A 12335-nucleotide genomic window follows, 5' to 3' on the forward strand; every position below is an offset into this window, starting at 1 on the left:
GACGTGGTGACGGAGTTGGCGGAGGACGTACGGGCTGTGGGGCACCGGGTGGCGGAACAGGCGGCGGAACGAGCAGCGGAACGGGCAGGGGAACTGGCGTGATTCACGAGGTAGATGAGGCGATGCGCAGTGTGCTGCGCGGCGGGGTCCTGCCGGACGGTGCCGGGGACGTCGCCTTCGAGGCGCCGACCCGCGACTGGGCGGCGCGGCGCAACGCGCCCACGCTCAACGCGTATCTCTACGACATCCGCGAGGAGGTCGCCCGCCGCGAGCGCGGGGCGATCGCGGAACGGGACGCCGCTGGCATGGTCGTGCGCAGGCGTCAGCCGCGGCGCTGGTTCCGGCTGTCCTACCTGGTCACGGCCTGGACCACCCGCCCGGAGGACGAGCACCGACTGCTGTCGGCCGCGCTGGGGTGCCTGCTCTCGCACGAGATCCTGCCGGCGGCCGCACTGCCGCAGGCGCTCCGCGGACTGGAGGTGAGCATCCCGCTCACGGTTGCCGTGCCGCCCCCCGAGTCCCGCTCGATCGCCGACATCTGGTCCGCGCTCGGCGGCGAGCTCAAGCCGTCCCTGGACGTGGTGATCACCCTGCCCTTCCCGGTCTCGCCCTCGTACGAGGTGGCACCGCCGGTCACCGAGGGCGCGGTCACGGTCGTCCGTGGCCTCGACGGCGTCCCCGGCGACTCCCAGCCCCGGATGCTCCGGTCCGCTCCGGGTGCCTCGCCGGCCGCCAACGGCAGCGAGGGGGAACGATGAGGGGCGCGACGGTGGCGGAAGGCGCCGGTGACGGCGCGGGGGAAAGCGCCGATGAGAACGTCGGTGAATACGGGGGCGAATATGGGGGCGAATACCGGGGTGAATACGACGGTGAAGGCGCCGGTGCCGGGCTGCTCGCCCGGCTGACGGGGCTGCGCGAGCGGGTGGCCGCTCTGGTGGAGCGGCGCAGCGCCGACGATCCGACGGCCTCGGACCCGCTGCGCGGGCTGTATGTGACCCCGGAGATCGCCCGACGACTGGCCGCGCAACCGCCGGCGGGGAGCACGGGCGAGGCGACCACGGGCGAGGCGGGTACCGGTCCGGCGGATGCGGGCGAACCGGCCGGCGGGACGGCGGGTCCGTGGGGGCCCGGGGACCGTTCGGGCGCGCTCGCCGGGCGGTTCGGGCTGTCGGCCCTGGACCTGCACATCCTGCTGGCCGCGCTGGCGCCCGATGTGGACCGCGGCTTCGAGCCGCTGTACGGCTACCTCAACGACGACGTCGGGCGTCGCCGTGCCACGGTCGCGCTGGCGCTGGACCTCGCGGGCACCGGCCCGTACGACCCCGTGGCCCGCGCCCGCTTCCACCCCGGCGCGCCGCTGCTGTCCGGTGGGCTGCTGGTCATCGAGGACGAGGACCGGCCGCTACCGGGGCGGGCGCTGCGGGTGCCGGAGCGGGTGGTGGCCCATCTGCTGGGCGACGACGGGCTGGACCCCGAACTCAGCGGCGCCGAGGTGGAGTTGCTGCCGGGAGGAGAGCGGGACGCGGGTCTCGGGGCAAGCGGTGCCCCGACCGGGGACCGGATCGGAGACCGGACCGGAGACCCGACGTTCGCCGGGCGGCTCGCCGGGCTCGCGAGGCAGCGGCCGCTCGCCGTCCACCTGCGGGAGCGCCGACCCGGTACCGCCGCCGAGCCGGTGACCGACGGGCTGCGGAGCGCCGGCCTGCCCGTGCTGCGGTACCGGCCGGACGGTCACCACGGTGACGGTGCGACGCTGGCGGGCGCGCTGCTGCGGGAGGCACGGCTACGGCGGGCCGCGGTCGTGGTGGGGCCGCTGCCGGAACGGTCGCACACCCTCATCAGGGCGCTGGCCGGCGGGGACGTACCGGTGGTCTTCTTCGGGAGCGAGCCGTACGACCCGGGCTGGGCCCCGGATTCCGGGCTGTTCGGGCTGGACGCTCCGGACGACGGGGCGGCTGCGGGTGAGGTCTGGAGCAGCGCACTCGGCTCGGTGGACACTGACGTCGACCTCGGCCCGGCCGTTGCGCCATACCGGCTGGGCGCCGCGCAGATCCGCCGGGCGGCCCGTGCGGCCACCGCCCTCGCCGCCTTCGACGGGACGCCGGTGACCGCCGCCCACATCCAGCACAGCGCGCGCCAGCAGTCCGCGCCGCTGCTGGACCGGCACGCCCGGCGCGTCCGGCCCGCCGTCGGCTTCGACGGGCTCGTGCTGCCACCCGAACCGCTCACCCTGCTGCACGAGTTGGTGCAGCGGGCCCGGCATCGGGAGAAGGTGCTGGGCGAGTGGCGGCTGCGCACCGGCGGTGGGCGCGGCAGGGGTGTGGTGGCGCTGTTCGCCGGGGATTCCGGGACCGGGAAGACGCTCTCCGCCGAGGTGGTGGCCGGTGAACTGGGCCTGGACCTCTATGTGGTGGAGCTGTCGGCGGTGGTGGACAAGTACGTCGGGGAGACGGAGAAGAACCTGGAGCGGATCTTCACCGAGGCCGACCGCACGGACGCCGTGCTGCTCTTCGACGAGGCCGACGCCGTCTTCGGCAAGCGCTCGGAGGTCAAGAGCTCGCACGACCGTTACGCGAACCTGGAGAGCGCCTATCTGCTGCAGCGGCTGGAGGCGTTCGACGGGGTCGCCGTGCTGACCACCAACCTGCGCGCCAACATCGACGACGCGTTCACCCGCCGGCTGGATCTGGTGGTCGACTTCCCGTTCCCGGACGCCGGGCAGCGGATCGCGCTGTGGCGCTCCTGTCTGGCGGCCACCCCCTGCGCGGACGACCTCGGCCTCGACGCCTGCGCCGAGGAGTTCGAGCTGTCCGGCGGGGCGATCCGCTCGGCCGCGGTGACCGCGGGCTATCTCGCGGCGGGGCGCGGCGGGCCGGTGACGGCGGCGGACGTACGGGCCGGGGCGCGGCGCGAGTACCGCAAGATGGGGCGGTTGGTGCCGGACGCGTCGCCGTTGTGGGACTGACCGTCCGAACGCGGCCGGGGCCGGCGGGGCTACCCGCCGGCCCCGGTCCGTGTCACGGCCCCTCGGCGATCTTCCAGTCCTGCGGGGCGTAAGGCCCGTCGGTGCACTTCCAGGACAGCGAGCCCTTGTCGTTCTGCAGATCGGTCAGGCACTCCTGGTTGCGCATGTTGATGATGCGAGTGCGGCCGTCGCCCGCGTCCGCCAGCCGCCACTTCTGGTGCGGCGGCAGCTGGCCCGACTTCAGCTGCTCCGGGTCGGCCTTCCAGAGCTCGACCTCGTTGGTGTCCGGCTTCAGCTGGGCGATGCTGCCCGGGGCGCTGGCCGACTCCAGGGCGACCGTGTTGTCCTCGGCGTAGTGGTGGATGATCCACCACTGGTTGCGGCCGAACTGGTCACCCGTCCACTGGGGGCTCTGGCCGATCTGTGTGCCGTCCACCTGGCTGCCCCCGTTGGCCTGGAGGTACCAGCCGCCGTTGGCGTTGGACCGGATGGTCTGCGCCGGCGGGGCCTGCGGCTCCCCGCCTCCGTTATCGGCGGGCTTGTCGTCGGGCTTCTCCTCGGGCTTCTCCTCGGGCTTCTGCTCCGGGGGCTTGGAGGGGGGCGGCGGGGGCTTCGGCTGCTTCTCCGGGAGCTTGTGGGACTGGCTGGCCTTCTCCCGCGCGCTGCTGACCACCTTGGGCTCGGCAGTGAGCCACAGCGCCACGAAGGCCACCAACGCCGCCAGCAGCAGCGAACCCACCGCCATCACCCAGCGCGGAAACACGGACGGCTGGAGGTAGGTGCCGCGCAGTTCGGTCGGCTCCGGGGTGCCGGCCCGCAGCAGGGAGACCGTGAAGGGGTGCTTGGTGGTCCCGCCGACCCAGCTCACCGCTCCGGGGCGGATGTTGAGATCCACGAAGCCGGCGCGGCCCGGTGCCACCTGGATCGATGTCGGATCGGGCTCGACGGTGAGGGCGTCACCGTTCTCGCGGCCGGAGAGGGAGACGGTCAGCGGCTGGTTGCCGAGGTTGTCCACGGCGACCGACGCCTTGGCGCGCCACCGGCCGCGCACGGTCAACGGCACCAGCTCGGAGCGGAGTTCGGAGAACGGCCCCACCGTGACCTGTCCCTCGGCGACATCCCGGATCTCGGGGTGCTCGGCCGGCTCCACGCGGATGCCGAAGGGCGTCGGGCCGGCCACCGCGTCCGGCGTGCGCGGGGGCGCGAATTCGACCTGCGCGGTGCCCTCGGCCCCGGGATACAGCCGCAGCACGTCCGGCTCCACCCGCGTCCAGCCCGCGGTGGTGCCGGCAGGGCGCAGCCGGTACTCCTCCACGGTGTCGCCCGTGTTGCGTACCCGCAGCCTTACCCTCGCGACGGACCCGGGGTCGACGGTGATCGCGGCCGGTTCCAGTGAAGTCCACATGCTCACCGGGACAGTCAACCGGCTCTGACGGGGCCGCGTCAGCGTGCAGAAGGGCAGAGCCGGGGGCAGAACCCGATGTCCTTACGGCTCCCCACGGGCGGTCGACGCGGCCGAAGGGGTCAGCCGCAGGCCTTCCAGTAGCCCGCGCTGCGGTCGTCCGCCGCACCGATGCCCTGGTGGGCGGATCTGAGCAGGCGCAGTGCGCGCGCCGTGGCCACATCGTCGCCGTGCCGCCGGGCGCTGTCCACGGCGCGGCGGACGAGCGGTTCGAGGTCGCCGTGGCGCGTGGTGCCGCTGAGCAGGTGCGACCACACGGTGAGCAGGTCCACGGCGGGGCCCAGCAGACCGGGCGTCCGGTCCAGGGCCCGCTCCACGACCGCGTACAGCCGGGGGTGCGCGGTGTACAGCCACTCGCGCGCGGCGGCGGGATCGGCGAGCGCGCGGCCCGGGAAGCCCGGGCGCTCCGGCTGAGCGGGCAGGACGCCGTGCGGCCTGATCAGTCGCACCGCGGTCAGCACGGTGGCCAGTACGAAGCCGAAGTAGCGGTGCTGCGCCGCCGCCCGCTCCCCCGGGCTGTCATGGCGCTCGCCGAGCCTGCGCGCGAAGAGCCAGACCAGATCGTGATAGCGGTAGTGGTCGTCGCCGTGCAGCTCGACCAGCCCGGCATCGACCAGCGCTTCGACCGCCGCCTCCGCCTCGTCGGCGGTGGTGTCCAGCAGCGCGGCCGCGGCGGCCCGGCAGAACGTCGGCAGGTCGCAGAGGGCGACGGTCCGGAAGGCGTGGGCCAGGCCGGGCCCGAGCGCCTCGTAGCCGACCCGGAAGGTCGCCTCCACCCCCAGGTCGCCCACCCGCAGCTCGTCCAGCCGCCGCTCATCGCTCAGCCGGGCCACGAGGTCGGCCATGGCCCGGCCCGGCCGGGACGCCAGGCGGGCGGCGGCGATCCGCACGGCGAGCGGCAACCCGCCGCAGGCGGCGACCAGTTCGCGCGCGGCGGCCGGCTCGGCGGCCACCCGCCGCGGCCCCACGATCGCCCCGAGCAGCCCCAGCGCCTCTTCCTCATCCAGCACCGCTACGTCGACGCGGTGCGCACCGGACAGCGCGAGCGTCCGCGCACGGCTGGTGACCAGCACCGCGCACCCCGGTGCCCCGGGCAGCAGCGGCCGCACCTGTGCGCTGTCGCGGGCGTTGTCGAGGAGCACCAGGACCTCGCGGTCGGCGATCAGCGAGCGGTACAGGGCGGCCTTCTGCTCCAGCCCGTCCGGTACGGCGCTCTCCGCGACGCCGAGGGCGCGCAGGAAGTGCGTCAGCACGGCGCTGCTGTCGGCCGGCGCCAGGCCGGTGCCCTGGAGGTCCACATAGAGCTGCCCGTCGGGGAAGTGGGACCGCACGGCGTGCGCGACATGCACGGCCAGCGCCGTCTTGCCGACGCCGCCGAGTCCGCTGAGCGTGGCCACCACCGGTGCCCGTCCACCGCCCGCCCCGCGCAGCGCCGAGGTCAGCTGTGCGGTGACCTCCGCCCGCCCCACGAAGTCGGCGATGTCCGACGGGAGCTGAGCCGGAACCGGGGGTGGTGGGCCGATGAGCGAGAGGTTCCCGGTGGAGTGGGTCGGGTGCGGCCAACGGTCATGACGGCCGCAGGTGTGGTCACGGTCAGTACGGTCCCGGTCTTCGGCAGTGCCGGCACTGGGACCACACCTGGCACCCGGACCACTCCTGGCGCTGGCACCACTCCTGGGACCGGGACCGGGACCGGTGCCGGAGCCCGGGCCGCGCGACTCCTCGCACAACTCCACGTACAGCGACCGGAGTTCGTTGCCCGGCTCGGCGCCGAGTTCGGCGTCGAGGGTACGGCGGGTGGCCGCGTACACCGCGAGGGCCTCCGCCTGGCGGCCCTCCCGGTGCAGGGCCAGCATCAGCAGGGCCTGGGCGCGTTCACGCAGCGGGTGCTCGGCGGCGAAGGCGCGCAGTCCGGCGATCCAGTCGCCCATCGCCCCGGTGTGCCCGCCCAGCTCCACCACACACGCGAAGAGCTCCTCCTGAGCGGTGACGCACAGTTCGGTGAGCCGGTCGCGCTGCCGCTCGGCGTACGGCCCCGGCAATCCGGCCAGCGCCGCGCCCTCCGGGAGGGCCAGTGCACCCCTCAACTGCTCGTACGCGCCCGGGGTGTCGCCCGCTCCCCGCAACCGGCGCGCCGTGACGAGCCGTTCCTCGAACCCGGCGGCGTCCAGCGCCGCGTCGGGGACCCGTAGGGCGTAGCCGCCACCCGCCGACACCAGCAGGCGGGCGTGCTCGCGCGGCTTGCGGTCCGGCTCCAGCAGGCCGCGCAGCCGTGAGGCGTAGGTCCGCAGGGCGCCCACCGCCCGCGGCGGCGGCTCCTCGCCCCACAGCGCGGACACCAACTGCGGTACGGATACCGGCCGGCCCGCGTGCAGCAGCAGCACCGCCAGCATGGCGCGCTGCTGCGGCGGACCGAGATGCAGCGGACGGTCCCCCCGCCAGACCCGCACGGGGCCGAGCACTTGAAACCGCAACCGGTCGGCGCGGTCCGCACCGCTCTCCTCCCCGGCGCCCGCTGTCTCGTCCCTCTCGTCCGCGTCGCCGCGCACTACCAGCTCGCTCCCTGCCCCTGTCGCCCTGCCACGTCACCCCTTGGACCAGCACGAATGCGCCGGCATTACCAAACTAACCCAGCGCTCGGACAGGTCAGTCCGGAAAATGTCTGATCTTGGCCCAACGGCCGATCCCCCGTTTCCTCCGACCACCGGGGCCTCTTGCCGGTGCTCGCCGGCGCTTCACCGGTACCCGCCAACGCCCACCGGTGTCCGATAGGGCAACCACCTTGCCCCTTCGGCTCCCCTTCCGCCTCTGGAAGCGATCCCCGCTGCGGCCGAAAATCGGCGGTGGGGACCACTCAGGTCGCACCACGCACACGACATCGACGAACCACCGGCCGCCGGAACGGAGCCACCGTGCACGCACATGAACGCCGGGCCGCGGAAGGGGAATCAGCGCCTCGCACGCCCGGGCGCCCCCGCACCCCCGCCTCGGCCCTGCCCACCCACCGGGCGGATGCGCTGCGCACCCTCCAACGGACGGCGGGCAATGCGGCGGTCGCCCGTGCGCTGTCCCCGGCGCCGGAGCACGCACGAGGTCCACAGCACCTCCAGCGGTACGCGGAGGGAGCGGCCGCCCACGGCTTCGACAAGGTCTCCGCCCACGGCGGCATCGCCCTCCGGGGCCGGCACGAGGCGTACGCCGACGCCGACATGATCGCCGACGCCGCGCACCGCCTCAACGCCCAGGACCAGGTGCCGATCACCCTGGAGCGCGGGGCGGCGGTGCAGGTCGGTGAGCGCACCCTGTACCGGGTGCTGCCCGTGTACAAGGACGCGGACCTGGCCGCGGCCGCCGTACGGGCCGCGGGCCGGCACCCGCAGGGGGCCGCACACGAGCCCGTGGCCGGGGACACCGCGGAACAGCGCAACGACAAGCGCGCGGCATACCTGCGCTCGCTGACCGACCCCCCGGAGGTCAAGCAGCTCGTCGCGCTCACCCAGCGCATCGTGACGGCGCTCCGGTCGCGGGCCGAACCGCGCAGCTCCACGGTCGACGGCCTGCGGTCCGAGGCCATGAAGCTAGCGGTGGCCACGATGGGAGGTGGCTGGGTCGCCGCCCGGTTCCCCTACCCGGAGCGCCCCGGCCGGGAGGGGCTGGCCGACCTCGCCGTCATCATGCCGAGCCTGACCTCCGACTTCCTCGCCGGGCTCCCCGCCGTCGAGGACCAGGAGGCCACGGTGCACGAGCTGCTCATCACCCTCCCCAATGACTGCAAGGCAGCGGCGGCGCAGCTCATCGGTACCCCGCCGAACGGTGGCCTCAGCGTGCGGCGGGACGCACCGGCCGTCGGCGAGAACCACTTCGTCGACCTGACCGGGGCGGCCGCGGACGGCTGGGCGAACCACTTCGCCGCCGTCCTCCTGCGCGACGGTCCCGACAGCCTCACCTACGAGACGGCCGCCGATCGCACCAGTGCGCTGCAACAGGGCAAGTCGCTCGGCTACTTCGAGCTGTACGGCCCGGCCGGGACCGACCAGTCCTTCGACGCCATCATCGGCGGCAAGAACCGGGCCTACGCGGCGCGGTCGGCGCCGCCCGCATGACCGAACGGGCAGCCCGCTCTGCCCCCGATGGCGCCCGTTCGTCCCTACAGCCGGGCCGGCCCGTCGGCAAAGGTTGACAGCGTAGGGAGCAGAAACGGCAGTCAGTAGTGGTGAGCGGGGGAGGAACATCGTGCGGGCACAGGATCGGCAGTCCGGCTCGGTGAGCGCCCGCTCCAGGGCGGCGCGCGCCGGCCGTACGACGTCCCCCGACACCACTGCCCAGCAGTCGGCCGGGTCCGTCAACGCCCACGCGGACCCCGCCGGTTCGCACCTCGTCCTCCAGCGCGGCCGCCGCGGTACGTCCTGCGCGGCGGGCCGCCGCTTGCTCGCTCACGAATAGGCGAGGCCCCCCGACGCTCACCGCCGTTCAGCTGCCGCCCCCGCACTCTTCCTCGCCCTCGCTCAGCACGAGGAACAACCGAGCAGAGCAGTTCGCATATCCAGGGAGTAACACAACATGCCCACCTACCTGTCCCCCGGCGTCTACGTCGAGGAAGTCGCCAGCGGATCGCGGCCCATTGAAGGGGTCGGGACGTCGGTGGCGGCCTTCGTAGGCCTCGCTCCCACCGGTCCGCTCAACGAGCCGACGCTGGTGACGAACTGGTCCCAGTACGTGGCCGCCTTCGGTGAGTTCACGGACGGGTACTACCTCGCGCACTCCGTGTACGGGTTCTTCAACAACGGCGGGACGGCCGCGTACGTCGTGCGGGTCGGCGGGACCGGCAACGGGGAGTCGCAGACCGCCGCGGCCCCCGAGGCGCCCAGGGCGCTGACGGCCGGGGAGCCGACCGCGCTCGGGTCCTTCAAGGTCTCGGCGATCACGGCCGGTTCCACGGCCGGCGGGGCGCTCACCGTCGAGGTGCAGGACGTCGAGGGCGAGGGCGGCGCCGACCGGTTCAAGCTGGTCGTCAAGGACGGCGACAAGGTCGTCGAGAGCTTCGACGTCAGTGCGAAGAAGAGCTCGCGGAACTACGTCGTCACGCAGGTCAAGCAGCGGTCCAAGGCGATCGTCGTCGAAGAGGCCGCGCCGGCCGCGCAGTTGACCAAGCCGGACGCCCAGCAGGTCACGCTGGCTCCGCCCGCCCCGGCGGCGCCCGCGGCCCCCGCCGGGAACGGCACGGTCGAGCGGCTCGCCTCCGGCCAGTTCATCGGCGACTCCGCCGACCGCACCGGCTTCGGTGGCCTGGAGGCGCTCGACGAGGTCAACATGGTCGCCGTGCCCGACCTGATGGCCGCCTACCAGCAGGGCCTGATCGACCTGGAGCAGGTCAAGGCCGTCCAGCTGGGCCTGATCGCGCACTGCGAGCTGATGGGCGACCGGATGGCGGTCCTGGACCCGCCGCCGGCGCTCAACGCACGCGACATCCGCAAGTGGCGCCAGGAGATCGCGGGCTACGACTCCCGCTACGCCGCGCTCTACTACCCGTGGATCAAGGCCTTCGACCCGGCCTCCGGGCAGACCCGCACCATCCCGCCGTCCGGGCACATGGCCGGCGTGTGGGCCCGTAACGACTCCGAGCGCGGCGTCCACAAGGCCCCGGCCAACGAGATCGTCCGCGGGGCGGTCGACTTGGAGCTGCAGATCACCCGCGGCGAGCAGGACCTGCTCAACCCGGTCGGCGTGAACTGCATCCGGGCCTTCCCCGGGCGCGGCATCCGGGTGTGGGGCGCGCGCACCATGGCCTCCGACCCGGCCTGGCGCTACCTGAACGTGCGGCGCTACTTCAACTACCTGGAGGAGTCGATTCTCATCGGCACCCAGTGGGTGGTGTTCGAGCCGAACGACGAGGCGCTGTGGGCCCGTATCCGGCGCAACATCTCGGCGTTCCTGGTGAACGAGTGGCGCTCGGGCGCCCTGTTCGGGCAGCGGCCCGAGGACGCCTTCTATGTGAAGTGTGACGCGGAGACCAACCCCGTCGAGTCCGTCGACCTCGGGCGGGTCGTGTGCGAGATCGGCATCGCGCCGGTCAAGCCCGCCGAGTTCGTGGTCTTCCGGCTGGCCCAGTTCTCGGGCGGCGGCGGGGAGTTGGAGGAGTAGCAGCGGTAGCGCGACCCAGGCCGGCCCAGTCGTGGCCGCCGGCCCCTGTCCCCCTGTTCCTCGGCCTCCGTCGACCAGGTCTCCGTCGACCAGGTCCCCGTCGTACCGGACTCGGTCGACCGGGCCTCCGCCGACCGCGGTCGACCCCTCGCCCGTCACGTTTTTCCTTCCCATCACAGGAGTGAACCACCTTGTCCCTTCAGCCCGGTGACGCCCTCACCTCACACAATTTCGGCCTGCAGATCGACGGCGTGATGGTCGAATACCTGCAGGAGGTCAGCGGCCTGACCATGGAGCAGGACGTCATCGAATACCAGCAGGTCTCGGCGGACGGCAAGCCCGTCGTGAAGAAGATGCCCGGCACGAAGAAGGCCGGCGAATGCACGGTGACCCGCGGTATGACGCAGAGCGGCGCGTTCACCGAGTGGATCAACAAGTCCATCGCGGGCGACATGGGCTCGGCCCGTAAGAACGCCACGATCATGATGATGGACTACCAGAACAACCCGGTGAAGCGTTACAACATGCGCAATGCCTGGTGCAGCAAGGTCGAGACCAGCGGGGTCAAGGCGGGCGACGCCGCCGCGCTGACCGAGCAGGTCACCATCGTCTTCGAAGAGCTGGTCATCGAATAATGCGGCGCGACGGTCCGGCGGGGGCGCAGCAGCAGCAACGCGAGCCTTTGCGTACGGAATTCGAGTTCGAGTTGCCGCGCGGATTCGTGGACGAGTCCGGGACCGTTCACCGCAACGGTGCGATGCGGCTCGCGACGGCACGGGACGAACTGATCCCGCTGCGGGACGTGCGGGTGCGCGAGAACCCGGCGTATCTGTCGGTCGTGCTGCTGGGCCGGGTCATCACCCGGCTCGGGACGCTCGCGTCCGTGCACGACGGGACGGTGGAGAACATGTTCGCCTCCGACCTGGCCTTTCTGCAGGACTTCTACCGGCAGATCAATGCGGAGGGGCACACGCGCGCCGCGGTGTCCTGCCCGCACTGCGAGGAGCCCTTCGAAGTGGAGCTGGCCGGGAGCCGCCTGGGGGAATCGTGACGTACGCGACCGGGCGTATCGAGGAGGAAGTCGCCTATCTCGCCTACCACTTCCACTGGGGCATCGACGACATCCTCGACCTCGAGCACGCCGATCGGCGCGCGTACGTGTCACAGATCGCCGCCCTGGTGGAGCGGGCTGAAGGGAAGCAGTGACGGAGGATGGGGTTGTTCAGGTGGCGGCGGGGGTCGCGGGGTGCCCAGGACACGGAACGTGCACAGGGCACGCAGCGTGCACCGGGGCCTGAGGCCGGCGCGACGGCGGATGCCTCTGCCGGGAGCGCGGGCGGTGGCGGCGGTGCCGGCTGGTCCGCCGTGCCCCCCATCCAGCGGGTCCTGGCGGCGCCCCGCCCCGTCGCGGAGCCCGGCTTCGCCGCGTCGCTGAGCGCGCACCGCAATCCCTCCTTCGGAGGGGAGCTGGGGCATGACGTCCGTGCCACGGCACCCGGTGGTGTGCTGCGCGATGCGCTGGTGCCGGTCACCGGCCGCCCCGCCGACCTCGGGCTCCCTGTTCTGCGGCTTCCGGTCGCGGGGCAGGGGGACGAGCCGGCTACCGAGGGCGCAGGGGCGGGGGTGGGCTCCGCGTTCGCCGCTGCGCCGAAGACGAGTGCGGGTCGCGGCCCGGGCGCGGGCCCCGGTGCGGGCGCGGGTCGAGGCGCGAGCGCGCGTGCTGTGCAGCGGGCGCCCTTGGGAGGCGGTACGGGCCCGGGTGCGGGC

The 12335-nt window shown here is 73.2% G+C and carries 10 protein-coding genes; 8 read left to right on the forward strand and 2 right to left on the reverse strand.

Translation table 11 applies throughout. The features are described 5' to 3' along the window. Window positions 1-98: 98 nt before the first annotated feature. Window positions 99-758, forward strand: a complete 660-nt coding sequence (locus AB0G84_RS08740; RefSeq protein WP_361317491.1) for a DUF4255 domain-containing protein — start codon at window positions 99-101, stop codon at window positions 756-758. Continuing rightward, window positions 755-2965 (forward strand): ATP-binding protein, encoded by a 2211-nt coding sequence (locus AB0G84_RS08745; protein ID WP_361317494.1) that lies wholly within the window; start codon window positions 755-757, stop codon window positions 2963-2965. The genes AB0G84_RS08740 and AB0G84_RS08745 overlap by 4 nt, the downstream gene beginning before the upstream one ends. A gap of 52 nt (window positions 2966-3017) precedes the next feature. Here AB0G84_RS08745 and AB0G84_RS08750 read toward each other — a convergent pair whose 3' ends face one another. Next, complete coding sequence (locus AB0G84_RS08750) at window positions 3018-4376, reverse strand: hydrogenase expression protein (protein WP_361317497.1); 1359 nt, start codon at window positions 4374-4376, stop codon at window positions 3018-3020. Window positions 4377-4489: 113 nt separating this feature from the next. Further along, on the reverse strand, window positions 4490-6976 hold the full coding sequence (locus tag AB0G84_RS08755; protein WP_361317500.1) for a BTAD domain-containing putative transcriptional regulator: 2487 nt from the start codon (window positions 6974-6976) through the stop codon (window positions 4490-4492). A gap of 363 nt (window positions 6977-7339) precedes the next feature. Here AB0G84_RS08755 and AB0G84_RS08760 point away from each other — a divergent pair, with 363 nt between their 5' ends. The 6 genes from AB0G84_RS08760 to AB0G84_RS08785 all read left to right on the forward strand — a co-directional run bounded on the left by AB0G84_RS08760 (window position 7340) and on the right by AB0G84_RS08785 (window position 11774). After that, the gene (locus tag AB0G84_RS08760) at window positions 7340-8530 is read left to right on the forward strand and encodes a hypothetical protein (RefSeq protein ID WP_361317502.1); all 1191 of its coding nucleotides are present in this window, start codon (window positions 7340-7342) and stop codon (window positions 8528-8530) included. Window positions 8531-8660: 130 nt separating this feature from the next. Then, a complete protein-coding gene (locus tag AB0G84_RS08765; protein WP_361317505.1) occupies window positions 8661-8870 on the forward strand; it encodes a DUF4157 domain-containing protein in 210 nt (69 codons plus the stop codon). Window positions 8871-8987: 117 nt separating this feature from the next. Then, a complete protein-coding gene (locus tag AB0G84_RS08770) occupies window positions 8988-10568 on the forward strand; it encodes a phage tail sheath subtilisin-like domain-containing protein (RefSeq protein WP_361317508.1) in 1581 nt (526 codons plus the stop codon). A 191-nt stretch (window positions 10569-10759) separates the two neighbouring features. After that, window positions 10760-11203, forward strand: a complete 444-nt coding sequence (locus AB0G84_RS08775) for a phage tail protein (RefSeq protein WP_361317510.1) — start codon at window positions 10760-10762, stop codon at window positions 11201-11203. Beyond that, the gene (locus AB0G84_RS08780) at window positions 11203-11619 is read left to right on the forward strand and encodes a hypothetical protein (protein ID WP_361317512.1); all 417 of its coding nucleotides are present in this window, start codon (window positions 11203-11205) and stop codon (window positions 11617-11619) included. The genes AB0G84_RS08775 and AB0G84_RS08780 overlap by 1 nt, the downstream gene beginning before the upstream one ends. Next, a complete protein-coding gene (locus tag AB0G84_RS08785; protein ID WP_085927347.1) occupies window positions 11616-11774 on the forward strand; it encodes a DUF6760 family protein in 159 nt (52 codons plus the stop codon). The genes AB0G84_RS08780 and AB0G84_RS08785 overlap by 4 nt, the downstream gene beginning before the upstream one ends. The last annotated feature ends 561 nt before the right edge of the window (window positions 11775-12335 follow it).

Source organism: Streptomyces sp. NPDC020742 (assembly GCF_040641675.1).
Classification (GTDB): domain Bacteria; phylum Actinomycetota; class Actinomycetes; order Streptomycetales; family Streptomycetaceae; genus Streptomyces.